Annotated in this window: 24 protein-coding genes, 3 tRNA genes and 1 pseudogene; 20 read left to right on the forward strand and 8 right to left on the reverse strand. The window is 34.3% G+C overall.

Annotation, left to right across the window (positions count from 1 at the left end):
- Window positions 1-27 precede the first annotated feature (27 nt).
- The 8 genes and pseudogenes from L1276_RS09195 to L1276_RS09230 form a co-directional block, all read left to right on the forward strand.
- A tRNA-Asp gene (locus L1276_RS09195) sits at window positions 28-101 on the forward strand.
- A 701-nt stretch (window positions 102-802) separates the two neighbouring features.
- Window positions 803-876 (forward strand) — tRNA-Asp (locus L1276_RS09200).
- A 64-nt stretch (window positions 877-940) separates the two neighbouring features.
- Window positions 941-1186, forward strand: coding sequence for a GIY-YIG nuclease family protein (locus L1276_RS09205; RefSeq protein WP_253787057.1), 246 nt, complete (start codon window positions 941-943; stop codon window positions 1184-1186).
- Between the two features lie 333 nt (window positions 1187-1519).
- Window positions 1520-2344 (forward strand): AraC family transcriptional regulator, encoded by an 825-nt coding sequence (locus L1276_RS09210; RefSeq protein ID WP_253787059.1) that lies wholly within the window; start codon window positions 1520-1522, stop codon window positions 2342-2344.
- A gap of 374 nt (window positions 2345-2718) precedes the next feature.
- Window positions 2719-4074: a TolC family protein gene (locus L1276_RS09215; RefSeq protein WP_253787061.1), complete on the forward strand. Its 1356-nt coding sequence runs from the start codon at window positions 2719-2721 to the stop codon at window positions 4072-4074.
- Between the two features lie 97 nt (window positions 4075-4171).
- Window positions 4172-5221 (forward strand): HlyD family secretion protein, encoded by a 1050-nt coding sequence (locus L1276_RS09220; protein ID WP_253787063.1) that lies wholly within the window; start codon window positions 4172-4174, stop codon window positions 5219-5221.
- Window position 5222: 1 nt separating this feature from the next.
- Window positions 5223-6806 (forward strand): MFS transporter, encoded by a 1584-nt coding sequence (locus tag L1276_RS09225; RefSeq protein WP_253787064.1) that lies wholly within the window; start codon window positions 5223-5225, stop codon window positions 6804-6806.
- Between the two features lie 311 nt (window positions 6807-7117).
- Window positions 7118-7645 (forward strand): annotated as a pseudogene (locus L1276_RS09230) (HAD family hydrolase); the annotation flags it as partial.
- A gap of 331 nt (window positions 7646-7976) precedes the next feature.
- Here the strand turns inward: L1276_RS09230 and L1276_RS09235 are convergent.
- The 3 genes from L1276_RS09235 to L1276_RS09245 all read right to left on the reverse strand — a co-directional run bounded on the left by L1276_RS09235 (window position 7977) and on the right by L1276_RS09245 (window position 9060).
- Window positions 7977-8399 (reverse strand): hypothetical protein, encoded by a 423-nt coding sequence (locus tag L1276_RS09235; RefSeq protein ID WP_253787067.1) that lies wholly within the window; start codon window positions 8397-8399, stop codon window positions 7977-7979.
- Between the two features lie 114 nt (window positions 8400-8513).
- The gene (locus L1276_RS09240; RefSeq protein ID WP_253787069.1) at window positions 8514-8816 is read right to left on the reverse strand and encodes a hypothetical protein; all 303 of its coding nucleotides are present in this window, start codon (window positions 8814-8816) and stop codon (window positions 8514-8516) included.
- A gap of 13 nt (window positions 8817-8829) precedes the next feature.
- On the reverse strand, window positions 8830-9060 hold the full coding sequence (locus L1276_RS09245) for a helix-turn-helix domain-containing protein (RefSeq protein WP_253787070.1): 231 nt from the start codon (window positions 9058-9060) through the stop codon (window positions 8830-8832).
- 86 nt (window positions 9061-9146) lie between these two features.
- Between L1276_RS09245 and L1276_RS09250 the strand changes: the two genes are divergently transcribed.
- Window positions 9147-9380 carry a hypothetical protein gene (locus tag L1276_RS09250; protein WP_253787072.1) on the forward strand — a complete coding sequence of 78 codons (234 nt, stop codon included), beginning with the start codon at window positions 9147-9149 and terminating at the stop codon, window positions 9378-9380.
- Between the two features lie 213 nt (window positions 9381-9593).
- Window positions 9594-10220: a hypothetical protein gene (locus L1276_RS09255; RefSeq protein ID WP_253787074.1), complete on the forward strand. Its 627-nt coding sequence runs from the start codon at window positions 9594-9596 to the stop codon at window positions 10218-10220.
- A 153-nt stretch (window positions 10221-10373) separates the two neighbouring features.
- On the opposite strand, the gene L1276_RS09260 is transcribed toward L1276_RS09255, so the two are convergent.
- Entirely contained in the window at window positions 10374-10685 is a 312-nt protein-coding gene (locus tag L1276_RS09260) for a hypothetical protein (RefSeq protein WP_253787075.1), read from the reverse strand.
- A gap of 342 nt (window positions 10686-11027) precedes the next feature.
- Here L1276_RS09260 and L1276_RS09265 point away from each other — a divergent pair, with 342 nt between their 5' ends.
- Window positions 11028-11579 (forward strand): DUF6714 family protein, encoded by a 552-nt coding sequence (locus tag L1276_RS09265; RefSeq protein WP_253787077.1) that lies wholly within the window; start codon window positions 11028-11030, stop codon window positions 11577-11579.
- A 69-nt stretch (window positions 11580-11648) separates the two neighbouring features.
- Here L1276_RS09265 and L1276_RS09270 read toward each other — a convergent pair.
- Window positions 11649-11730 (reverse strand) — tRNA-Leu (locus L1276_RS09270).
- A 109-nt stretch (window positions 11731-11839) separates the two neighbouring features.
- Here L1276_RS09270 and L1276_RS09275 point away from each other — a divergent pair.
- From L1276_RS09275 to L1276_RS09300, 6 genes are all read left to right on the forward strand, one after another.
- Entirely contained in the window at window positions 11840-13228 is a 1389-nt protein-coding gene (locus tag L1276_RS09275; protein ID WP_253787079.1) for a dipeptidase, read from the forward strand.
- A 231-nt stretch (window positions 13229-13459) separates the two neighbouring features.
- Complete coding sequence (locus tag L1276_RS09280) at window positions 13460-13888, forward strand: hypothetical protein (protein WP_253787081.1); 429 nt, start codon at window positions 13460-13462, stop codon at window positions 13886-13888.
- Window positions 13889-13903: 15 nt separating this feature from the next.
- The gene (locus L1276_RS09285; RefSeq protein ID WP_253787083.1) at window positions 13904-14860 is read left to right on the forward strand and encodes a DUF6624 domain-containing protein; all 957 of its coding nucleotides are present in this window, start codon (window positions 13904-13906) and stop codon (window positions 14858-14860) included.
- 3 nt (window positions 14861-14863) lie between these two features.
- The gene (locus L1276_RS09290; protein ID WP_253787085.1) at window positions 14864-15238 is read left to right on the forward strand and encodes a BlaI/MecI/CopY family transcriptional regulator; all 375 of its coding nucleotides are present in this window, start codon (window positions 14864-14866) and stop codon (window positions 15236-15238) included.
- A complete protein-coding gene (locus L1276_RS09295) occupies window positions 15235-16461 on the forward strand; it encodes a M56 family metallopeptidase (protein ID WP_253787087.1) in 1227 nt (408 codons plus the stop codon). Before L1276_RS09290 ends, L1276_RS09295 begins: the two co-directional genes overlap by 4 nt.
- A gap of 24 nt (window positions 16462-16485) precedes the next feature.
- Entirely contained in the window at window positions 16486-16911 is a 426-nt protein-coding gene (locus L1276_RS09300) for an energy transducer TonB (RefSeq protein ID WP_253787088.1), read from the forward strand.
- A gap of 87 nt (window positions 16912-16998) precedes the next feature.
- Here the strand turns inward: L1276_RS09300 and L1276_RS09305 are convergent, their stop codons facing one another.
- A complete protein-coding gene (locus L1276_RS09305) occupies window positions 16999-18363 on the reverse strand; it encodes a saccharopine dehydrogenase family protein (RefSeq protein WP_253787090.1) in 1365 nt (454 codons plus the stop codon).
- A 188-nt stretch (window positions 18364-18551) separates the two neighbouring features.
- Here L1276_RS09305 and L1276_RS09310 point away from each other — a divergent pair, with 188 nt between their 5' ends.
- Window positions 18552-18938 carry a DUF423 domain-containing protein gene (locus L1276_RS09310; protein ID WP_253787092.1) on the forward strand — a complete coding sequence of 129 codons (387 nt, stop codon included), beginning with the start codon at window positions 18552-18554 and terminating at the stop codon, window positions 18936-18938.
- Between the two features lie 204 nt (window positions 18939-19142).
- Entirely contained in the window at window positions 19143-20747 is a 1605-nt protein-coding gene (gene pckA / locus L1276_RS09315) for a phosphoenolpyruvate carboxykinase (ATP) (protein ID WP_253787094.1), read from the forward strand.
- 148 nt (window positions 20748-20895) lie between these two features.
- On the opposite strand, the gene L1276_RS09320 is transcribed toward pckA, so the two are convergent.
- Window positions 20896-21954: a phytase gene (locus tag L1276_RS09320; RefSeq protein ID WP_253787096.1), complete on the reverse strand. Its 1059-nt coding sequence runs from the start codon at window positions 21952-21954 to the stop codon at window positions 20896-20898.
- Between the two features lie 74 nt (window positions 21955-22028).
- A complete protein-coding gene (locus L1276_RS09325) occupies window positions 22029-24839 on the reverse strand; it encodes a TonB-dependent receptor (RefSeq protein WP_253787098.1) in 2811 nt (936 codons plus the stop codon).
- A gap of 234 nt (window positions 24840-25073) precedes the next feature.
- On the opposite strand from L1276_RS09325, the gene L1276_RS09330 reads away from it, so the two are divergent.
- Entirely contained in the window at window positions 25074-26174 is a 1101-nt protein-coding gene (locus tag L1276_RS09330; RefSeq protein ID WP_253787100.1) for a DUF4407 domain-containing protein, read from the forward strand.
- Window positions 26175-26225: the final 51 nt, after the last annotated feature.

Raw genomic sequence — 26225 nt, forward strand, 5'->3', positions numbered from 1 at the left:
CTATCTTTGCAACCGCAATAACGCAGAGGTTTGGTAGTTCAGTTGGTTAGAATACATGCCTGTCACGCATGGGGTCGCGGGTTCGAGTCCCGTCCAGACCGCAATATTGGGAGAAGCCTTTCTTAACGGAAAGGCTTTTTTGCCCAAATACGGTATCTAAGATTAGTTGTGTTGTTTTGCTACGACTTTGTAACTCGTAGCTGGTTTAGTAGTTAGACCAATGAAAAGCTTTCCACTTTTGTGGATGGCTTTTTTGATTTATGACACTTTTGGTTTTTTGTTTTTTAACCGCAAAGACGCTAAGATTTACGCAAAGTCCGCAAAGTTTTTTTTAAGCTTTGCGGATTTTTCTGTTTTGTTGTAATTCTAATTTTAACGTACTGTTTGTTATTTCGACGAAGGAGACCGAAGCGATAGCGAATAGGCGAAGCAAATATTCGCGAGTAACTCTACAAAGATTTTCTATCTATAATATTAAAATATAGCCCGTGGTTTCAACCACGGGGACACAATCAGAATCACAATCCGTTTCCCGTGGTTGAAACCACGGGCTATGTTTAAAAACGAGATAAATAATGCTACATGAAAAACCTTTGTTAAAGTTTCAAACTTTGACAAAGGTCGAAAGATTAAAAAAACTTTGCGCTCTTTACGGTAAAAGAAAGAAACTTCTTCCTTTTTGATTTCGAAGGCATTTTTTAAAATATTGGAATTTAACCAATTAAAAATTTCTCAAATTTTATTCGCAAAAACGCTTGCAGAAATGAAATTCTGTTGTATTTTTGCACTCGCAATAACGCAGGGTTTGGTAGTTCAGTTGGTTAGAATACATGCCTGTCACGCATGGGGTCGCGGGTTCGAGTCCCGTCCAGACCGCCTAAGTTGTTTAAAATACCTATCGTAATGATAGGTATTTTTTTTTGCCATTAAGTTTTGATTTATGTTTTACGTTTATATAATTTATTCTAAAACTTTTGATGTTTATTACAAAGGGTTTAGTGAAGATATTACTCAAAGATTATTGTATCATAATGAAAATAGAAGCAGATATACTTCGAATAAAGGACCGTGGGAGTTGGTTTATTCGAAAGCATTTGAAACTAAAAAGGAAGCTTTGATTGAAGAATTAAGGTTGAAAAAGTTGAATAGAAAATCAATAGAAGCTTTAATTAAGGATCAAAAATAATAAAGGTTGAAATACATGCCTGTCATCTCGTCTAAGGATGAGACGGGTTCGAGTCCTCTCGTTTAAGAACGAGACAAGTTGTTAAAAGCCTTTCTTAACGGAAAGGCATTTTTGTTTTTTAGGTTTTAACCGCAAAGACGCAAAGATTTACGCAAAGTTTTTTTTAGCCACAGATTACACAGATTGACACAGATTTTGAAAATCCTTTTAATCTTTTAATCTGTGGCTGAATTTTTAAGAATATAAAGCTTTGCGAACTTTACGTTTTTACCTTGCGTCTTTGCGGTTAAATTTCTTTCTTATCTTTATAGTGCGAATCATCGTATCATTTAAATGGAACCAGGAACTTTTAAAGTAGACAAATATTACATCAAGAAAGTAGATGCTGACAAAAAAAGCATTTACTGTCACCATGATATAATGGGTGAATTGCTTGTTCCAACTCACAAACATGAAAAAGCACAAATGTTATATGCAGAAGGCGATGTCGTTTTTGTAACCACCGAAACGAAATCCTATTTTCTTCCTGCAAGGCATTTTATTTGGATTCCGGCTGGATTAGAACACAGCATCGAACCAAAGTCGGAACACGTGATGATGCGAAATCTGTATTTTCCGGTTGAAAAGAATGAGAACGAGTTTTATAAAAAGGAAGGCATTTATCCAGTCAATAATTTATTACTGCAAATGATGCTTTTTACCAATCAGTGGAATGGAGATTTAAAAAAAGGCTCTCCAAACTTTACCATTGCAAAAGCGATAAAAGCGATTCTTCCGCAAATTTGCACCAATAATCTCCCTTTAGAACTTCCGCAGCCAAAAGACAAACGATTGGGAAAAATCCTTCGGCATGTGGAGAATAATCTTGGAGAAACGATTCTATTTGCTGATGTAGCGCATGAATTCGGTTACAGCGAGCGCTCTTTGTATCGCTTGTTTCAAAAGGATCTTAAAATGTCTTTTATTCAATATTATACCATTCGCAGAATCTTAAAAGCAATCGAGCTTTTATTAGAAAGAAAACTTTCTGTAAAAGAGGTAGCCCAAGAAGTTGGTTACAGTAGTGTTCCGACTTTCAGCAACACATTTTTCAAAATTTTGGGGCAAAGACCTTCCGATTACTTAAATGGTGAAGAGATATTAGAACGCGGAAAATAGATTTTTGTTTCACGCAGATTTTAATAGATTTAAGCCGATTTTGCAGATTCTCTTTATTTCATACGTGAAAAAATCTCTCGCAGATTCCGCAAATTTGAATTTTTTTTTTAAATGCTTTATAATCTGAACAATCGGCCAAATCTGCGAGAAAAAAAATAAAAATCTGCGCGCATCTGCTTAAATCTATTAAAATTTGCGTGAAATATCACAATCCAAATCTGTTTTGTAATAAATTGTTTTCCAGTGTTTTAATATAACGTTTTCGGAAATATCAATTTTAACATTTGTCCGAAATGAATATGTTATTGACTTTTTAGAATTATCAGTCAACAGAAAAATGAAGGAACTTTGCAGCATAAAATATTTATATATTCATGTTCCTTAAAATAACAAATTCTACAGACGACTGTTTTTCCAGAATCCTGCTGTTATTATTAATTGTATTAGCATTCAATGGCTTACAAGCGCAGGAAGTTCATTCGGTTTCATTAAAAGAAGCTTTGAAACTGGCAAAAGAAAACAATAAAAAAATCCTTAGATCTCAATTGGAGATCACGCTCTCGGAGCAAAACATTAAAGAAAGTAAAGAGCTCCGCCTGCCGGATATCGAATTAAACGGTGAGTATTCCAGAATTACCAATATAACGGAATTTAAAGGAAGCGGTTTCTTAAATGGAAAAGAAGTAACCAAGGCAATTCCTGAAATTTATCAGGTCAATTCGACTTTTAAAATGCCAATTTATGCGGGTAATAAGATTAATAATGCCATCAAAATTGCGAATCAGGAAAGTGAAATTGCTAAAATAAAAACCGAAAAGACCGAAAATGATATCGAGCTTGAAGTGGTAGCAAACTATCTGTCGATTTATAAAATGATGGAACTTCAGAAAATTTTTGAAGAAAACATTAAAGAAGAAAAAAGCCGATTGAAAGAAGTGCAATCCCTTCAAAAACACGGAACGGTTACAAAAAATGAAGTTATTAGAGCCGAATTACAGCTTTCGGATCGTGAACTAAATGCGCTAACAAACTCCAAAAACATAAAAATTGCGCTTCATGATCTGAAAACTTTAATTCAGATTCCAGAAAACGAAGAAATCGCAATTGACACAACGTCTAATCTAGACGAAATGAACGGTTTGGATCCGTATGATTTTTATATGACTAAAGCTTTGCAGAACGAAGAAATGCGTATGGCAAGTCAGGAATTAAACATCAAGAAAACAGAATTGCAATTGGTTAAAGGAAATTATCTGCCAACGGTAAACTTCTTTGGGAATTATGGTTTTTATTATCCGAACTACAAATTTTTTCCGCCAAATCCGTATTTGTACACTTTAGGACAAGTGGGAATTGAAGCTAGTTTTGATATTTCGGCTTTATATAAAAACAAAACTAAAGTCGAACAGGCGAACAAAAAAATCGAATGGCAGCAAATGCAGTCGGAAATCATAAAAGATGAAATTCAAGACAAGCTTTATAAAGAGCATACGCAGTATCAGGAAATCCTTGAAAAGTTTGTGGTTGTTGATAAAGCTTTGGACTTAGCCAGTGAAAACTACCGAATCGTAAAACTGAAATATTTAAATCAATTGGTTTTAATTACCGAAATGGTCGATGCTGATAATGCTTTGCTTCAAGCGAAATACAACAAAATTTCTACCCGATTGGATGCAGTTTTAAAACATTATGAGCTGCTTCATACGGCGGGGATTATGCCTCAGAGTTAGATGGTGAAAGATTAGGCTGAAGCCTTAGAGGAAAGAAGCAAGAGGAAAGAATTGATAGAAGACTTAGAAAATAGAATATAGAGAATAGAAAAAAGATATGGTTAAGATAAAAAATGAAACTAGACGAAACAGAACGTTTCATATATTAATAACAATTATTGCGTGTGCGCTTGTGATAAGCGGGGTTATTTTGGGAATTTGGTTTTATGTATTCAACAGAAACCACGAAGAAACCAATGATGCGCAGGTGGAACAGTATGTTACGCCAATTATGTCACGTATTACAGGTTATGTGCAGGAAGTTCGATTTAATGAAAATCAGTTTGTGCATAAAGGCGATACTTTGGTTGTAATTGATAATAGAGAATATAAATCGAAATTGAATGTAGCGCTTGCAGATGTTCAAAACGCGCAGCAAAACAGTGTTGTGGCGCAAAGAAATGCAGTTACAACGGCAAGTGCAACGGCTATTAACGAATCGCAGTTAGACGGCGCAAAATCGAATCTTTGGAAAACAAAACTAGAATACGAAAGGTATAAAGCTTTGGTCAAAGACGAAGCGGCAACTTCTCAGCAATTAGAAAAAGTTCGCGCCGATTACGAAGCAGCGCAGGCGCATTTTGAAGAAATGAAAAACAGAATTCATTCGGCGACTTTAAGCACTTCTGTTGCCGAAGCGAATGTGCCGACTACACAAACCAATATTGCATCAAAACAAGCTGTGGCTGATAATGCGGCATTGTTTCTTTCGTACACGATAATTACAGCGCCGTACGACGGCTGGGTTGGAAAACGAACGTTACAACCAGGACAATTGGTAAAAGAAGGGCAATCTCTGCTTTCGATTGTAAGCAAAGAAAAATGGATTACAGCCAATTTTAAAGAAACGCAATTGCAATATTTAACCGTTGGACAAGATGTTGAAATAAAAGCAGATGCTGTAAGCGACAAAACGTTTATTGGTACAATTTCTTCTTTATCGCCTGCGAGCGGCGCAAGATTTTCGCTGCTTCCTCCAGATAATGCAACCGGAAACTTCGTAAAAATAGAACAAAGAATTCCGGTTCGAATTCAGTTAAAAGACAACGACAAACAAACCGATTTTTTAAGAGCGGGAATGAATATCACTGTGATCGCAGCGCACTAAAATGGAAGATAAAAGTATTTTTAAATCCTGGGTTCCAAGATGGGCAATCATTATTATTTTGTTTGTCTGCCTTTTGCATTCCATGATTTTATTGGGAGTTTATACTTCAAACGTAACGTACGCAGCCAGTTTTCTGGACATTGAGCCCGAAGATCTGCAGTTTGCAATGTGCGTTACCTACGGAACTTTGCTGGCAACGATTTTGATCGAAAGTCGATTTTCGAGTTTTTTTCCTGCAAAAAGTTACCTGATGGCAGTGTATTCCTTAATCGGAATTACGATTGTTTCATCGGCGTATATTACCAATTTTTATCTTTTTTTAATGCTCAGAATTGCTGAGGGAATCTTAATGGCACTTCCGGTAATTACAATCAGACAATTATTGATTGAGCAGTTTAATTCTAAAAACGCCATTATAATTGGTTTCTCCTTTTATTACGGTTCGCTGTTATTGTCAACGCCATTTATTATGAACATTGCGGTTTGGTTTCTGGATCATTACGATTGGAAATACATGCTGTATGTTTCGGGCGGATTGCAGGTTTTAAATGTCTTTTTAATCTTAGTTACTTTTCGTGGGCACCGAATCACAAAGAAAATTCCGTTGTATCAAATCGACTGGATGAGTTATTTTTTGGTTTTAACTGCTATTCTTTGCGGTGCTTACTTTTTTGTTTATGCCGAGAAAAAATATTGGTTTGAGTCTTCTCAAATGGTTTTAATGCTGATAATTGCTTTAATTACAGGCGGTTTATTCATCTTTAAAGAACTTTTGGTAAAAAGACCCACCTTCGATTTTGAAGTTTTTAAATACGCCAATCTTCGAATCGGATTTTTATTGTTCTTCCTTTTTTACATAAGTAGAGCAACGCTGAGTCTTTGTCATTCGGCGATGTTTTCTATTTGGAATTGGGATCCGTCACGAGTTGCGGGCGTACAATACATAAACGGATTAGGCAATGTAATCGGGCTAATTTTAGCCGCATTTTTCCTGATGAAATCTGTTTCTACTAAAATCATTTTTATGATTGGTTTTACGTTAATTGCCATTTTTCATTTTTGGTTTACGTTTCTGTTTGTGCCTGATGTGGCTTTGTCTGATATTATTATTCCATATATTTTGCAAGGAATCGGAGTGGGGTTTTTATTTGTTCCGTTAATTTTATTTACGACCTCTTCGGTTCCGGCAAAAATGGCGGTTTCTTCGGGAATTGTTGGCGTTTCTGGACGTTTCTGGGGAAGTACAATTGGTTTTTGTGTCATGCAGAATGCAACGGTATTTTTAAACAAGAAACACTTTTTAAAATTAAGCCAGTTTGTAACAGGCGAAAATCCTGAAGCGCAACAAACTATTGCCTCTACAGCGCAAAGTTTTATGGCGAAAGGATATTCGGCAGATAATGCCAATACTTTGGCCTTGAAAAAAGTCTTCGGAACCGTTGCCAAACAAGCCACTTTATTGTCCGATATGGAGATTTATACGATTGTTGGTTATGGTTTGGTGGTTTTGATTATTCTCATTGCGTGTAATCAGCATTTAAGACAGACTATGACTTTGGTTAAAAGTAAAATTTGGATCGGTTGATGGATTTAATCTCGCAAAGGCGCAGAGTTTTTTATTTTTTTGCCACAGATTAATAAGATTCAAAAGGATTTTTTCACGCAGATTCTGCAGATTTTAGCAGATTTAATTTTAATAATTATCTGCGCTTATCTGCTTAAATCTTTTTAAAATCTGCGTGAAACAAATACTTTGCTCCCGAAGCTTCGGGACTTCGACTTTGCGAGATTCAAAAAAAAACTCTTAGCGAATCTCCGCGAAAAACCTCCGCGAATCTCTGTGGAATGCCGTTATATTGCCCTATCTTGCAACAGTTAAAAAACAAAAAATATAAAATGAAACAGCAATGTGTAATTTTTGATATGGATGGCGTGATTTCGCACACCAATCCGCATCATGTAAAGGCTTTTGAGGCATTTTTCGATAAATATAATGTTCCTTATACCAATGAAGAATTTGAAGAACATATGTACGGAAAACATAATAGTTATATCATGACGCATTTCTTCAAGCGCCCAATTGCGGGGGAAGAACTTTTAAAACTTGAAGACGAAAAAGAAGGAATGTTCCGCGAAATTTATAAAGACAAAGTCGATACGATTCCGCATTATTTGGATTTTTTAAGCGAATTAAAATCGCGCGGATTCAAAACAGCCGTTGCAACATCGGCGCCGCGTGCGAATCTGGATTTGATTGCAAATGCTTTAAAAATCACAGACAAAATGGATTCGATGATGTCAAGCGAAGATGTAACGTTTCATAAACCAAATCCCGAAGTATATTTAAAATCGGCAGAGCGTGTTGGTGTTTCTCCGTCTGATTGTGTGGTTTTCGAAGATTCTTTTTCGGGAATTACAGCGGGATTAAATGCAGGAATGAAAGTAGTTGGCGTTTTGAGTACGCATACAAAAGAACAGCTTCCGGTATGTGATTTTTATATTAATGATTATAGTGAAATTAATGTGGATAAAGTTTTGGAACTATTAAAGAGCTAAAATTTTTAAACCATATAAGAAATATAAGTTCATTTAAATAGAGCCTTTGTCAAAGTTTAAAACTTTGACAAAGGTTTTTGCGCAATATTTGTCATTTCGACGAAGGAGAAATCACACTAGAAACTCCACAAAGAATCGCCAATCTTTGTCGATATGCGCGTGCGATTTCTCCTTCGTCGAAATGACAAACTAGATGATTTTATTTTTCTTCCCAGAATATTTTTTTGTTATGCTCAACTAGATACAGGCAAGTGTTTCCGTTTTCGTCTAGTGCTTTTTTGATATCAAAAGTATAAGATCCTTTAGTTTGTGCTTCTATATTTGTTCCGCAATCACTCCAATTTAGCTGTTCTACTTTTTTGTTTTTTATTTTACTGCTAATTATTTCATAGGGTATATCACCATCAAAGACAAATTTTTTAAAATCAATGTTTTTAGTTGAATTGTCACTTTTCAAATCACCAATCAAAGTTCCTGCAATTACTAAAGAATCAAGATCTTTTCCGGTTTTGTTGTAGAACTTAGCGTGAAAACCTCTGAAATTTAAATAACTAATTAAAGTTATAATGCATAATAATGTAATTAAAAACAATGCTATTTTTCTTTTCTTCGATATTTTCATTTGTTTAGTGACTTGTCATTTATAAGCAAATCTAACAATTAATGAATTGCCTCCTGCTTTAGCTGGAGGTTTTTTTATACTTGAAAGAGAAAGGCTTTAGCCGAATTATTTGCTTTATGTGAACATTGCGATTGTCATTGCAATAAACATATAAAGAAAAATAGATGCGTTTAATAAAAGCCATAAAGATTTTGGAACAAATTTTAATCTTAAATCTTTTACGATTAGGATAGAATTGACAAAAGAAAAAACGACAAGAAATAAACTTAAAAATAATGTAAAAGTAGCGCCATAAGCATATGTCAAAGTACCTCTAAAATTCTCAAGATAATGTCTTGTTGCACCACTAATAACAAACAAAATAGGAATTGCAATTGCAAATTTTTGAGTTTCGTGAAGATTCTTGAATTTTTTCAATGTTTTGAAAGAATTATTTCAAAGAAAAATTAAACAATTCTTTAAGTTCAATATCTAAACCTTTGGCGATTTTTACAAGAGTTTTTACTGAAGTATTAATTTTAGCGGTTTCTATTCTTGCTATTTGAGATTTAGTCATGCCAGAATCATCAGCTAAATCTTGCTGCGATAAGTCTTTCTTTTCACGTAATTGTCTAATGTGAATACCAAGATTTATAATATAATTTTCTTCTGAAATGTTCATATTTCAAAAGTGGAAAGATTTATTTCTCTTTCGATAGCATACATGCCTACAAATTATTATATTTGCTTCAAATAAAAAATAAGATAATGGCTACAGGGAATTTTTCTAAAGAAATAGAAACCAGATTAAAAGATTTTTTTGATGAAGTTCTAGATCCAAAAGATATGGCGAAAATGATACGACAAGTAAATTATGCGCTTACGTTATGCTCTATGCGAGGCTGCGAAACTCTGGAATCTGAATTGCCTAATATTGATGATGATTTTTATTGGATGAATAGATTGGCAGAAGTTCTCGATCCTTATTTGGATGTTGATTAGATAAAAGAAATTATTTTCATTTCGACGAAAGGAGGAACTAAAACAGCAAACCAACAAAAAATTCCAGAGTGATTTCCGTAATTTTTTTCATGTGTACAACCTGTTGGTGATGCTGAAAACTCCTTTCGTCAAAATGATAAAAGCTAGTGAACTTAGCGGTCAATAAACCAAAATTCCTTATTTTTAAATAAAGTTATTTAACCAAGATAAAAGATGAAAAAGGAAATTCTGCAACAAATCAAAAAATTAGGTGGAAATATAGAACATGTAAAAGGCATTTCGCTGCAGGAAGATTTGCAATCCATAACTTTTAATACCGTTTTGTATCAAAGACCAACAGATAAACCTTGGGCAACTGCCGATGAGGAAGAACCTATTTACGGAATAGGCGATTTTATAAACGAAAACGAAGCACTTTTTAAAGAAAATAAAGAAGCTTTTTACGATAAAATTATTCAAAAATATTTCAGATTAACAATAGAAGGTTTCGGCCAGATGTTTTGGGAAGTTTCTCCTTTTACACCTTTCAAAGAAGGCACAGAAGATTACACCGAATGGAACGATGATTTTATGGATGATGAAACAGATTTAAGTGAAATCATAAAAGTAACCAACGATCCAGCTCCAGATTTTATTCTGCTGATGACAAGCTACGGTTTCCCCGATAATTTCTATATCGCTTTATCTGACCCAAATCCCGAAAACCCAACTTTATTTGGTACAGACCACGAAGTTTTTTTTAGAGAAGTTTCTAACGAAGGAAACCTCGAGGATTTCATGAATTCTTTTATGACCAAAGAAGAATTGCTTGAGATTTTGAAAAAGAGAATTGAGGGATAAAGAATAGAGTTTTTACAGCATTCCGTAGGAACAAATTATATTGTAGGGATGGATTTTAATCCATCTTCGCAATCATAATCGTCATTTTTTGTCATTCCGAGGAACGAGGAATCTCATTAGAAGATCGACAAGTCTGCTTGATTTACTTTTAGCCTATTTTACAAATTTTAAGTTCACTCGAGGAACATCCAGAAATTCCTGATAACACATACTGTTTGGGCAATTGTCATTTAATTGAGAATGTTCGGCTATTCTTATTCTTATTGTTTCTTTTCCTCTGTCTGAACCTTTATAGACTTCTCCAGTTTCAAAAAAGCGTTCCTTTATACCAACAACACCGCCAACCGTTACTGTAGCTGAATATTTAGAGGTAAATTCAAAATTCCCCTCCAAACTTTTGTCCTCATCAGAGTTACAGGAAATTATTCCCAAAATCAGAATAAAAAAGGAAATATAATTTTTCATGAAGGTCTTTTTTTATAGATGTTTAATTATCAAATAGGTTGCGTCTAATTTATGAAGTTTTTTTTACGAACCGTTTTGTCATTTTGCCGAAGGAGAAATCTTCACAAGTAACTCTGCAAAGAAAATCCAATCTTTGTAGAGCTGATTACGGAGATTTCTCCTTCGTCGAAATAACAAACGAAACATATTTATGTAATGAATATAAAGCGAAATGAATTGCTTCCTGCTTCATCAGAAGGTTTTTTTATGTTTGAAAGCTAAAGGCTTTTATCAGTTATTGAATTGTTTAAAGCCTAAATGTATATGAAAATTCTTATTTTCGCTATTTAATTAGACAATATAATGACAAAGGAAGAATTGATTGCCAAAATACAAATTGCTTTTAAAGATGTTAAACTTGAAGATGGAATTGGTCTTTGGGAAGCGCAGGGAATAGATGATTACGCTGATGCAAAAACAATGTTAGAGTTAAGGAAAAAGGATGAAAGAGAAAATTGGAATGCTATTTCAGATGAAGATATTTATTTTTGTTCCAGCTCATTATCGTTTTTTGATCCAAAAGGAATGAGATTTTGTCTCCCCAAATTTTTAATATTCGATATTTTGGAGCAGACAATTGTTGACGGGAAGGAATTTTATTCTGTTGATGTTGTATTTACTTTGGGTTATAATTTAGAGGAACACCAAAAAACAAGATTTTCTCTTCTTGATAGAACGCAAAAAGAATGTATAATTTGTTATCTGAAATATAAATTGAATGCTATAGAAAATATATACAAAAAATATGCAGCTGATTATAATTCATCATTAGATGCTGTTTATGAAGATTCTGAATACTTTAATGTATATAAAATTTTAAACGAGTGGCAAGAAATATTGCAGAATGATAAATAAGCGGTTAACAAAACAGCAGATATTCTAAAAACAAAAAAGCTTCTGAAAAATCTTCAGAAGCTTTTTTAGTGCGGATAATAGGACTCGAACCTACACGCCTTGCGGCACCAGATCCTAAGTCTGGCATGTCTACCAATTTCACCATATCCGCGTAATTGTGGGTGCAAAGATAGGCATACTTTTGAATTATCAAAGACTTTTTTGAAAATTTTTTTTAATTCTCTTTTTTGTACTTTTGGTTTTCTATAAAAATAATTTAAATGGAAAATATTAAGTCCTACGTTCAACAACATAAAGATCGGTTTATCAATGAATTGATCGAATTATTAAAGATTCCGTCGGTAAGTGCCGACACTGCATATTCACAAGATGTTATTGATACAGCAGAGGCTGTAAAAGAAAGTTTATCAAAAGCAGGCTGCGATTTAGTTGAAGTTTGCGACACTCCGGGTTACCCAATTATCTACGGAGAGAAAATTATAGATCCAAATCTTCCAACGGTTTTAGTTTACGGACACTACGATGTTCAGCCGCCAGATCCATTAGAACTATGGACTTCACCGCCATTTGAACCTGTTATTAAAACTACAGATATTCACCCAGAAGGCGCTATTTTCGCACGTGGAGCGTGTGACGACAAAGGTCAGATGTACATGCACGTAAAAGCGCTGGAATATATGGTGCAGAACAATAATCTGCCATGTAATGTAAAATTCATGATCGAAGGTGAAGAAGAAGTAGGTTCAGCAAGTTTGGCTTGGTTCGTAGAGCGTAATCAGGAAAAACTGAAAAATGACGTTATCCTGATTTCAGATACTGGAATGATTTCTAACCAACAACCGTCGATCACGACAGGTTTAAGAGGTTTGAGTTATGTTGAAGTAGAAGTTACAGGTCCAAACCGCGATTTGCATTCTGGTTTATACGGAGGTGCGGTGGCAAACCCGATTAATATTTTGGCAAAAATGATTGCTTCTCTTCACGACGAAAACAATCATATTACAATTCCGGGATTCTACGATAAAGTTCAGGAATTATCTGCAGAAGAAAGAGCTGAAATGGCAAAAGCGCCTTTTAGTTTAGAAAAATATAAAAATGCTTTAAACATCGCTGATGTTTATGGCGAAAAAGGTTATGTAACCAACGAGCGCAACTCAATTCGTCCGACATTAGACGTAAACGGAATCTGGGGCGGTTACCAGGGCGAAGGTGCAAAAACGGTTATTGCGAGTAAAGCTTTTGCTAAAATCTCGATGCGTTTAGTTCCAAATCAGGAATGGGAAGAGATTACAGAACTTTTTACAAAACATTTTACAAGTATTGCTCCTGCCGGAGTTACGGTAAAAGTAACGCCGCACCACGGTGGTCAAGGTTATGTAACGCCAATTGACAGTATTGGATATCAGGCGGCAAATAAAGCGTATACAGAAACTTTTGGAGTTCCTGCAATTCCGGTTCGTTCTGGAGGAAGTATTCCAATTGTGGCTTTATTTGAGAAAGAATTAAAAAGCAAAACGATTTTGATGGGATTCGGTTTGGATTCTGATGCCATTCACTCACCAAATGAACATTTCGGAATCTTTAATTACTTGAAAGGAATTGAAACTATTCCGTTGTTTTACAAGTATTTTGTAGAATTAAGTAAATAAGGCGTTTTTGTCGCGAAGGCGCAAAGACACTAAGATTTTTTAAGATATAAAATCCGTTCAGAAATGAGCGGATTTTTTTTGTTATAGTCTTTTTTATTGTGGTTCAGGCAAGAAAAATTTTTGTCACTTTGTTTTTCTGAACCTTCATCTGAAAAAAAAGAACTCTTTTTCTTGCATATTTAAAATCTAATTCTACATTTGTAGAGGTCAATCTATAATTGTAGAGTAATTATGAATTTTAAAAAACTCTTTTTACTAATTTTTTGCGGATTAATGCTTTTGAGTTGTAAAAGCAAACCGATCAATCAGAAAATTGATAAGAAAAAAGAAGGCGTTTGGATTGATACGTATTCGCAAGACGGAACAGTTTATAAATCCTATGAATTCTATAAAAATGATCTTCCGGTAAAAAAATGGAAAACGTACATTAACGGGAAAATCTACAAAACAGAAAAATACAAAAAAGGAATCTGTATCGTGAAAAGTTATTACGAAAATGGAAAGCTGGAATCGAAAGGGAAAACAAAATTAGAAACGAATTCGGTTGAAACGCATTGGTTTTATTTTGGAGAATGGAAGTTTTATTCGGACAAAGGAAAATTAAAAGAAATCAAAAATTACGATAAAGGAGAATTGATTTCGGAACAAAATATTAAATAAACTAACCTCTAAACCATGAAAAAAATAATCGCACTTTCTTTTATTTTATTGAACTGCCTTTTCCTGCAGGCTCAAACTTATAAAGAATGGGTTCGTAAAGCAGATTCTTGTTATACGGCAAAAAACTATGAATTGTCTGTTTCGTATTATGATAAAGCTTTTAAAATAGAAAAGAAAGACTTTCGGGACTTATACAACGCCGGCTGTTCTGCTTCTATGGCAAAAGAAAATAAAAAAGCATTTAAATGGCTGAATCTTTCTATTGATAACGGATATGAAAATATTACGCATATTAAAATTGACAATGATTTGAAGCCTTTGCACTCAGAAAAAGAATGGAATAAAACAATCGAAAAACTGCAAAAGAAATTAGATATCATTGGAGCAAATTATGATAAAGTGCTTGAAAAAGAACTTGCAGAAATTTATACCGCAGATCAGGAAATTCGCGGAGAATTTATGAGTGTTTACAGAGCCTCAAAACCTGATAAAAAGAAAATTGACAGCATTGGTAAAATTATGCAAAGAAAAGACAGCATTAATCTTATTAAGGTTATGAAAATACTGGACGAAAGGGGCTGGTTAGGAAAAAATGTAGTGGGAACACAAGGAAATCAGACGTTATTTTTGGTTATTCAGCATTCTGATTTAGAATACCAGCAAAAGTATCTGCCTATGATGAGAGAGGCGGTTAAAAATGGGAATGCAAATCCAGGGAATTTGGCCTATTTAGAAGATAGAGTAGCGTTGAGAGAAGGAAAAAAACAAATTTATGGCAGTCAGAGTTCAATGAATAAAAAGACGAATAAAATTCGTATATCACCAATGATAGATCCGGATAATGTAGACAAAAGGCGCGCAGAAGCAGGACTTGGCACAATGGCCGAATATGCAGCAAAAATGAATATTGAATGGAATTTAGAGGAATATAAAAAAGAATTGTCTGAAACAGAAAAACTTGAAAAACAGTAAATCATGATACAACTATCAAACTCAGAAGAGCAATTAATGGAGCATTTATGGAAGCTTGAAAAGGCTTTTATGAAAGATTTGCTCGAAGCGTATCCGGAACCAAAACCGGCAACAACAACTGTGGCGACGCTTTTGAAACGAATGATTGACAAGAAATTTGTAGCGTACAACGAATTTGGAAATTCGAGAGAATATTATCCGCTGGTAAAAAAAACAGATTATTTTGCAAAACACGTAAAAGGGCTGATTAGTAATTTCTTTAATAATTCGGCTTCGCAGTTTGCTTCTTTTTTTACAACCGAAACCAATTTGTCAGCATCGGAATTAGAAGATCTTAAGAAAATAATCGATTCTGAAATTCAAAAAAAGAAAAAATGATAACCTATCTTTTAAAATCAGGAATACTGCTTTTTGTTTTTTATGCAGTGTATAAATTGTTGCTGGAAAACGAAAAAATGTTTCGTTTTAACAGGGCTTATTTGTTAGGAAGCCTAGCGCTTAGCTTTGTTCTTCCGTTAAATATTTTTTCGTTTGGATCTAAGTTTTTATTTGGAACAAAACTCATTCAACTTAATGAAGTGGTGATTCAAAAAAGCAGTCAAAATTTACAATCTATATCTTATAATGATTTTTTGGTTCCAATACTTGTTTCTATTTATGTTTTGATTGTTTTGTTTTTGATAATTAGATTTCTGTTGAATTTATATTCATTTTACAAAAAGATAAAGGAGAGCAAAACAGATTTAATAAATGGCGAAAACGTGGTTTTGATTGATGATGCAGTTTTACCACATTCATTTTGGAACACAATTTTTATTAATAAAAGTGAATTTGAAAATGGTAAAATTCCAAATGAATTAATAATGCATGAAAAAGCACATTTGGTTCAAAAACATTCCTTAGATATTCTATTTCTAGAAATTCTTCAAATCGCATTTTGGTTTAATCCTCTGATTATTTTGTATAAAAAAGCAATTAAACTAAATCATGAGTTTTTGGCCGATGAAGCGGTGAATAAACAGTTTAATTCGGTTTCAGATTATCAGAATTTGCTGCTTGATTTTGCTTCAAATAAAAAGACTATTTCGCTTGCCAGTAATATCAACTATTTAATAACTAAAAAACGTTTACTTATGATGACCAAAAAAGAATCTCCGGTTAATACAGTCTTAAAGGTTGTAATTACCACTGTTATTTGTGTTTTTGTTTTGTTTATTTTTTCAGCAAAATCTTTAGCGCAGAAGGTGCAGGGAAAACCAGTTTCTGTTGAAAAAGAAAGTATTGAAGCAGCAGATACTATTGAAAAAAAACCTGAGTTTCCTGGAGGACTTATGGCATTTTACAAGTTTTTTGGTAAACATTACCAAATGCCTGCAGCTGCTGTAAAAGAAAAAATTCAAGGAAAATTATTTATGCAGTTTATGGTTGAAGAAGACGGAAGCTTGTCTGAAATTAAAATTATAAAAAATCTTGGATATGGGCTGGGAGAAGAAGCAGAAAGAGTTTTAAAACTTTCCCCTAAATGGAATCCGGGAACGCAAGACGATAAACCTGTCAGAGTATTGTATGCATTGCCTATAACGATTACGTCACAAAACTAAGACGTATTATAAAATAATAAATATATGTACTTAGTTTTAAATTTCAAGAGATTAGTTTTTGTCCTGCTCTCTGTTTTCTTTAACAATTATAGCTTTTCTCAGGAATCAGCAGCTAGTTCAAATAAAAAACATCCTAATTTTATTATGTGGAGAGAAGTTGAAATCAAACCTGAATTTATTGGCGGCATTGAGAAGTTTTACAAATATGTGGGTAACAACTTTCATGAGATCAATACTAATCTTTCGGGAAAAATAGTTGCAGAATTTATAATTGAAACTGATGGATGTCTGTCTAATTTTAAAATTATAGAGAATGAACTGGGAGTAGAATCTGGAAAAGAATACATTCGTGTTTTGCAAAATTGTCCAAGATGGATTCCGGGTTATAACGATGATAAAAAAGTCAGAGTAAAACACCATCTGCCTATTATAATACAAAAAGGGATGTAGTTAATAAAACAAAAAAATCCGCTTCTAAAAAGATAGAAGCGGATAAATAAACTAAAAAAAAATTCTAAAAATAAAAAAGAACCCAGATTAAAATAAATCTGGATTGTATCCAAAATAAGGTACCGTTTGTTCGTTAAAAATAACACCGTACTCTTCTAATTCTTTTAAGATTGGTTCATAAACTTCTTTCTTTATAGGAAGCTGAACGCCGGGAGTTGTGATTTTTCCGTTTAAAATCAGCAATGTAGCAATTGCAACCGGAAGCCCTACTGTTTTTGCCATTGCGGTATAGGTTTGGTCGTCGCCAATACAAACCATTTTCGAATCGATTTGTTTTTTCTCGCCATTTAGTTCGTAACCAAATTTATGGTACATTACAATCATGTCTTTGTCTTCTGGCTCAAGAGCCCAGCTGTCGGTTAAGATTTTTTCTAAAATTTGAGCCGGAGTAGCATTTGGAAGGTTTACTTTTTTGTCTGGGTTAAATAAATCCAGTTCTAAAAGTTTGTCCCACATAATATCGTCCTGATCAATTTTAAGTATAAAACGGGTTTTAATCTCAACAGAATCTGTAGGATGGTAAGGAAGAAAAGAATTTACAAACTGACGGTAACTCATATTCTGAGAATCTTCCATGATATAACTGTCATCGGTCATTCCGAGCTGTACAAACATATTCCAGGCTTTGGAAAAACCAACTCTTCTAATTGTTCCTCGATATAAAGTCAAAACATCGTCTAAGCCGTAAATAGATCTGTATTTTAAAGAATCGCGGTTTGAATAGGCTTCAAATTTTCCGTAACCTTCAACTTCCAGAAATTCTGTCCGGCGAAACAAAGCGCTGTACGGAATGTATTTATAAGTACCTTCCTGAATAAATTTGGCTGCACCGCCTTGTCCGGCCAGAACTACGTTTCTTGGCGCCCAGGTAAATTTATAATTCCATAAGTTATCATCGCATTCCGGAGCTACTAAACCGCCGCAAAACGATTCAAACAAAAGCATATTGCCGCCTTTTGATCTAATCTCGTCAATAACTTTCATGGCGCTCATATGGTCGATTCCGGGATCAAGACCAATTTCGTTCATGAAAATAAGGTTGTTCTTTTTGGCTTCTTCGTCCAGAGCCTGCATCGCATCACTTATATAAGATGCAGTTACAAGATGTTTTTTAAACTCGATGCAGTCTTTTGCAATTTCAATATGTAAATGTGCCGGAAGCATCGAAATTACAATGGAAGCTTTTTCTATCGCGGCTTTTCTTTCTTCTTTATTAAAAATATCTAAAGCAATTGGAGTCGCGTTGGGATGTTTCTGTGTTTTTTTCTCGGCCAAAGCCAAAGATAAATCGGCAACGACAAGATGGAGGTTTTCGATTTCTGATTTTGCTAGTAAATAACGAATCAGCGAAGATGCTGATCTGCCGGCTCCAATTATTAAAATGCTTCTCATAACTCAAGTATTTAACACAAACATATTAAAATGTTATAAATATAACAAATTTAATTTGAAAAAATGTTAATCTTTAGGGACTTATATTGCTGTAAAAATATTGGTTTTAAAGATGAAATATTTTAAAAACTAAAATGAAAATTGGATAGGATGAAGTATTTTTGTTTAAAATTAAAAGTTTAGAAAATATGAAAAGAAGAATCGTTTTAACTGGTGCTTTTATAGGGATGTTAGCAATTATTTTTGGTGCTTTTGGAGCACATTTGCTAAAAAAATATTTATCTATAGAGGAGTTAAACACTTTTGAAGTTGGTGTTCGTTACCAAATGTATCATGCTCTTTTTTTACTTTTTCTTTCAACCCGAAAAGATATCGCTGAAAAAACCTTAAAAACAATCTACAATTTAGTTGTTGCCGGTGTAGTTCTGTTTAGCGGATCGATCTATGTATTAGCTACAAAAAGTCTTACAGTTTTTGATTCTAAAATTATCGTATTCGCAACACCTTTGGGCGGATTCTTATTAATTATTGGCTGGGCGGTATTATTTCTTACTATTTTGAGGAAAAAATCATAAAATCCCGAAAAAAAAATTCTGTATTAAAATTAATCTTTAATTTTGTCTCATAATTAACATATAAGGTTACTTATGTGAATTTTTATTGCTTTTTATCTCCTTTGATAAAAAATATAACAATTTGCAAACTTGGGTTTTACACTTAAGTATTAGTAAAATTATATTTTGTTGCACCCAAAAAATAACACACACAACATTAAATTTATGGACAATAACACACTTTTCGCGCAATCGATTTCGTTAAAAGAATTAGGAATAGAAAATGCAACGGTTCGTTACCAGTTATCAGCAGATGAATTACATGCAATAACTGTGCAATCAGGACAGGGTGTTGAGGCCTCTACAGGTGCTTTGGCAATTAATACAGGTGAATTTACAGGACGTTCTCCACAAGATCGTTTTATTGTAAAAGACAGCATTACAGAAGATAAAGTATGGTGGGGAAATGTAAATATTCCGTTTGCACCAGAAGCTTTTGAGAAATTATACAATAAGGTAACCAAGTTTTTATCAGACAAAGAAGTTTTTGTTCGTGATGCTTATGTTTGTTCAGATCCAAATTACAGGTTAAATGTTCGCGTTGTAACCGAAACAGCCTGGTCAAATTTGTTTTGCTACAATATGTTCTTAAGACCAGAAGAGTCTGAACTGGCAAATTTTACTGCAGATTGGACTGTAGTTTGTGCGCCAAGTTTTATGGCAGATCCTGCTGTAGACGGAACACGTCAGTCTAACTTTGCTATTTTAGATTTTACTAAAAAAGTAGCTTTAATTGGCGGAACGGGTTATACAGGAGAAATGAAAAAAGGAATTTTCTCTGCTTTAAACTTCATTTTACCGGTTTTTGAAAACACACTTCCAATGCATTGCAGCGCCAATGTTGGTAAAGATGGAGATACAGCCATTTTCTTCGGATTATCAGGAACAGGAAAAACAACTTTATCTGCAGATCCGGAACGTAAATTAATTGGTGACGATGAGCACGGATGGACTTCTGAAAATACGGTTTTCAACTTCGAAGGCGGATGCTACGCTAAAGTAATCAACTTAACTGAAGAAAATGAGCCGGACATTTTTAGAGCAATCAAAAAAGGAGCACTTTTAGAAAATGTGGTTTTCAAAGCAGGAACTAATGAAGTTGATTTTGATGATGTTTCGATCACTCAAAATACTCGTGTAAGCTACCCAATAACACATATCGATAATATTCAGCCAGGTTCTATTGGTCATAATCCAAAAAATATATTTTTCCTTACAGCAGATTCTTTCGGAATTCTGCCTCCTATTTCAAGATTAACTCCAGGACAGGCTGCTTACCATTTTATTTCTGGATATACAGCAAAAGTTGCGGGGACAGAAGCAGGAGTTACAGAACCACAGCCTAATTTCTCGGCTTGTTTTGGAGCGCCTTTCATGCCGTTGCATCCAACAAAATATGCTGAAATGTTAAGCAAAAAAATGAAAGATGCTGATGTAAAAGTTTGGTTAATCAATACAGGATGGACTGGCGGTGCATACGGAACAGGAAGCCGTATGAAACTAAAATACACTCGTGCCATGATTACGGCTGCATTAAACGGAGAACTGGATACTGTAGAATACAAAAATCACGAAGTATTTGGAATTGCAAAACCACAATCTTGTCCTAACGTTCCTGAGGAAATTTTAAATCCTAGAAATACTTGGAAAGACAAAGATTTATATGATAAAAAAGCGTTAGAATTAGCTCAGAAATTCAAAGCTAATTTTGCGAAATTTGAAGAGTTTGCCAATGCCGAAATCTTGGCTGGCGCACCGATTACAGAATAAGGGCAATTACTAATTCAAAGTAAAAAAGCTGTTCAGTTATGAACAGCTTTTTTTGTTTCAGGTTTCAAGTTTCAGGTTGAGCGAAATAATTGTCAGTATGACACCAGATTTTAAGTCTTGATAAAACTTGAAACTGAAACAAAATCAACTATTTTTTAGCTTCATCAATACGTTTCTGGATCAAATCCCACGCATAATAATGAAATGTCATTCCGTTGCTCATGGCTACGAAAAGTCCGTTTTTGTATTTTGGACCTAAGTTTACACTTGTAACATCGGCACCATCGCACTCAATTGTTGAGGTTGGAACTTCGGCTAACAAAGGATAATTGTTTGGATTTCCGTTTGCACCTTCTCTCGGATAAACCATAAAAGAATTTGCCTGCTGATTTGATACTAAAATATATCCGGTAGAATCTGTTTTTTTGTAAATCGCAATTCCTTCGTGATCTGCTTTAAAATCTTTTTGACCAAAGAAAGCTAATTCTTTATTATCGTTTAAAGCAGGATCTGCTTTGTATTTTCTAATTCCCACCTGTTCGTCGCAGTAGTAAACAAAACCTAATTCGTTATCAACAGCGATGGCTTCGATTTCTTTTTTACCGCTGTAAGTTCCAAATTTACGAACCACTTTTGCAGCAGCAAATTTCCCGTTTCCATAAAGCTCATACTGCCATAAATAACTTCCGGAAGGACCTGTTTTTCTTCCTACAATCGCAAAAATCTTCTGATCGCCTGGTCGTGTGTATAGAGAAACTCCCATTGGGTCGCGTTGTGCTTCTCCTTCAAAAACTTCGATTCCCCCGTTATCAATCGGCTCTAAATCAGGAAGACTAAAAATTCTAATTTTGTTGCTTTCGCGTTCTGTTGTAACTGCAACATCAACTTTTTTTCCGTCAATGATCAATCCGTAAGCGATATCTACATTGTTTGGACGTTTTAGCGGAATTGATTTTTTAAGTATTTTTCCATTCAAATCAAAAGCATACAAACCACCGTCTGTATCTTTATCTGTTCCTACAATAATACTTTTTGAAGCATCGGTTGGGTGAATCCAGATTGAAGGATCGTCAGTATCGTGAGGCAAGGCTTCGGTTACGGTAGTTGGTTTTACGGCATTTGGTTGAATTGGCGCTAATTTATCGTCTTTACAAGCGGTGAATGAAAGGCTTAAAAGTAAAAAAGCAAGTATCGATTTATTGTTCATTTTGGTGTTTTATTTTAAATGAATTAGACAGAACTGCTAAGTCCTGTCTAATTTAGTAGTTTTTAGTATTGATTTTACAAGTCTAATTTCAATCCGAAATTGTAACGAGCTTGGTAATATTCGGCTTGTTTTGTATGAGCAGCAACTCCTTGATAGTAACGTAACGGTTGGTTTGTTAAATTATTGGCTTCAGCAAAAAAGCGAAGTTTAGGAGTAATTTTATAAGAAGCATTTGCATCTAAAAAGAATTGCTTGTCATAATAACTGTCTTTGTATGATTCTGAACCTAATTCATCTAAATAATCAGATGTGAAGTTGGTTGAGATTCTGGCAGAGAAACGTTTGTTTTCCCAAGATAAAGATCCATTAAACATATGCGGTGTTGTTCCCGGAAGGCTGATGTCGTTTCTTTCGTTTCCATCTTCATCGGCGATTCCTTTAGCTTTAGACTGCGTGTAAGTATAGTTCAAATAAATACCAAATCCTTTCAAGAATTTACCAGGAAGGAAATCTAACTGACGCTGAAAAGCAACTTCAAATCCGTAAACATCAACTTTGTCACCATTTCTTGATTGTAAAAATGACCAGTTTTCTCCAACCGGAATTGGGTTTGTCTGATTAGGGAAATCTGCAGCGAATTTGGCACCAGTATATTGATTATCGCTGTAGTTGTAAATGAAATCATTTAATCTTTTATAGAAAACACCTCCAGAAATCAAACCAACAGATTTGAAATAGTTCTCGGCCATGAAATCATAATTGTAGGAGTAGGTTGCATCAAGATCCGGATTTCCGGCTGTAATTTCTTTATCAGCAGCAATATTGTTTACGTAAGGTGCTAATGCATAATAGTTTGGTCTTGCTAGTGCTGTTGTAGCAGCAGCTCTTAAAACTAAATCTTTGGTAGCGTTATATTGAAAAGAGATGCTTGGCAATAAATTCGTATAAGAGTTTGTAGTGTTGATTTGGCTTTCTAATTCTTCTTCATCCAAAACTCTGTTTCCTGTATAATCGATGTGAGTGTTCTCCATACGGAAACCTAAAACCATCGAAAGTTTATCGTTAAAATCCTGATCCCATCTTACATAAGCAGCGGTAATTCTTTCTTTGGCATTATAGTTTACAGCTAAATATTCTGCAGGATCTGTTTCTTTTTCAAATAAGGAAGCATTATTTAAATCTAAACCGCCTAAATAAGAAGCAGAAGCGAAAGATCCCGGAATGTATTTACCTCCCGGATTAAAGTTTTTTCCATCATAATAACTATTTGGAACTTCAGATAATAATTCCATTCCGTCATTGATTGGTGAGTAAGAATAAAACATATTGTTTCTTTCTTTTTCCTTCAAACGAAGTCTTAAACCAGTTCTAAGTCTTCCTTTTTCTCCTGCAATTACAGAAAAAGGGAAACGAATATTTACTTTTGCTCCAAACTCACTTTCACTTGTTTCATCTGTGTTTTCTGTAACCGAGTCAAATTCGAATTCATCTGTCGATTCTCCGGCAGTTGTCATTAAAGGAAATCTTGGATTAGATGAATCCTGAAACATCTCCAAACCTTTCTGGCGGTATTCGATATAACGTTCGCCTGGACGATATTCTCTTGCTTTTGCGTAGTTAGCAGACCAGTCTAAATCTAAAGTAGAATTGATTAAATGCTCTCCGCGAAGTGAGTAATTCTGAACTCTTTGATCTTCTAATCTTCTGTTTTTGTTTCTGCTGTTATCTAAACCACCTTTTGTCTGACGTTTTACACGACCTTCAAAACCAGTGATTTCTTCACCATTGTAAATTGGCTCGATATCATCATAAGTAGTTCTGAAACGGTTTTCTCTATCGTCTCTCCAGTTGTAAATTGCATTGGCAAAAATGGTATTGTTTTCGTTAAATTTGTAATCTAAAGCTACAGATCCGCTGCGGCGAATACGCTGTACATCATATTTTCTAATTTCTGATGCCTGTAAATAGTCATTTCCGAATTCATCCTTAACCCATTCGTTTTCGATATTATCAGATCCGTAATCTACATTATTATATGAACCGCTGAAAACAGCTCCTAATTTGTTGTCAAAAAAACGATTACCATAAACAAAACCGGCAGTATAACTTGCATGTTCGCGTATTGGTAAATAACCTCCCGCAAGGGTTGCTGAGATTCTTTCTCCGTTTGGAGTTGCTCTCGTAACTAAATTTACAGAACCTCCAATGGCATCAGCATCCATATCTGAAGTTAAGGTTTTGTTTACTTCAATAGTCGAAATCATATCAGATGGAATTAAGTCCATTTGTACGTTTCTGTTGTCACCTTCGGCAGATGGGATACGGTCTCCATTTAAAGTAACAGAGTTCAAAGACGGAGCTAAACCTCTAATAATAATATTACGAGCTTCACCCTGATCATTTTGCATTGTGATACCCGGAACACGTTTTAAAGCGTCGCCCACGTTAGCATCAGGAAAACGCCCCATTTGATCAGAAGAGATTACGTTTCCTATGTTTTTATTGTTTTTTTGCTGATTCAGTGCTTTGGCCTGACCTTTTAAGATATCACCAACTACAACTTCATTTAATTCAGTTCCAGAAGTTTTAAGGGCAAAATCTAGTACATTATTTTTACCTTGTTCAACTGTAATTTCATGAGTAATGGCAGTATATCCAATATATTTTACTTCAACCTTATAAGATCCGGCATTAATGTTCAGTAATTCGAAACGGCCGTTGTAGTCAGAAACTGTGTATTTGTTTTCTCCAACAATCTGGACCATAGCTCCGGGAAGAGGAAGTTTATCATCTGCATCCAGCACTTTTCCCGAAATTATGGCCTTTTGCGCATAACCCGAAACTGCTAAAAATAGGAAAGTTAATAATAAATAGAATTTTTTCATTGTGTTGTTTAGTTTGATTTGATTGCGAAACTAGGGTCTTTGTATTACTAAAACCCTTAAAAAAAATTAACATAGTGTTATGATTAGTCAGTTATTGCAGATTTTTATTAATGATTAACTAACATTATCTCTCCAAACATTTGATTCACAATTAAAAACAAATTAATATTTTGACTGTAATTAAAAATTTGGCGTTAAATTTGCCGTATCAATCACAATCAAAAATCATCAATCATGTTAAAACAATTTTTTATCCTATGTTCGGGTGCAGACAAAGATCTCCTCGAAAATTGCTCTCAAGGCGAGCAGACCAAATATGTTGGTATTGGAGCCACCGTATTCTTTACAGCTGTAATGGCTTTCCTTGCCAGTGCTTATGCACTTTTTACCGTTTTCGATTCCATTTATCCGGCTTTAATTTTTGGATTTGTATGGAGTTTATTGATTTTTAATTTAGACCGATTTATCGTTTCTACCATTAAAAAAAGAGATCGCTTTATGGATGAATTCCTGCAGGCGACGCCACGTATTATATTGGCCATTATTATTGCGATTGTAATTTCAAAACCTTTGGAAATTAAAATTTTCGAAAAAGAAATTAATACTGTTTTACTGAAAGAGAAAAACGAAATGGAATTGGCTAATAAAAAACAAATTGGGACCTATTTCAAATCGGATTTAGATAAAAATAAAGCAGAGATTGCAGCTTTAAAAACAGATATTCTAACGAAAGAAAAAGAAGTAAATGCCTTGTATTCAAATTATATTACAGAAGCTGAAGGAACGACAGGAACCAAAAGGCTTGGAAAAGGTCCTGTTTATAAAGAAAAACGAGAAAAACACGATGCCGCTTTAAAAGAATTTGCAGCCTTAAAGACAGCCAACGAAGTTAAAATTGCCGAAAAAGAAAAAGCGGGCGTACAGCTTCAAGCTGATTTAGACAAAAAAGTTTCGCAGACGCAGCCAATCATAGAAGGTTTTGACGGATTAATGGCGCGTATCAATGCGCTGAATAAACTGCCGTGGCTTCCATCATTCTTTATTATGCTGTTGTTTCTGGCAATCGAAACATCCCCAATTATTGCTAAATTACTAGCTCCAAAAGGCGAATTTGATTTCAAGCAGGAAGAAGCCGAAACGGCAATGAAAGCTACTTTGGAACAAAATAAATACAAGCGTGAATTATTGGTAAAAACCAGTGCCGAAATGCACGATAAAGTTTATGCTGATATTGCGGGAGATAAAGGTTTATTTGATCTGCAAAAGAAAAATGCCAAAGAATTACTCGAACTGCAGTCGCATAAATTTGTAGAAAAACAGAAGGCTACGCTTTAGTCCAAAGTTATAAGTCCAAAGTTTGAAATCAACTAGATTGTGAAAAAAATA

The sequence above is a fragment of the Flavobacterium sp. HSC-32F16 genome (assembly GCF_024171645.1).
Classification (GTDB): Bacteria; Bacteroidota; Bacteroidia; order Flavobacteriales; family Flavobacteriaceae; genus Flavobacterium.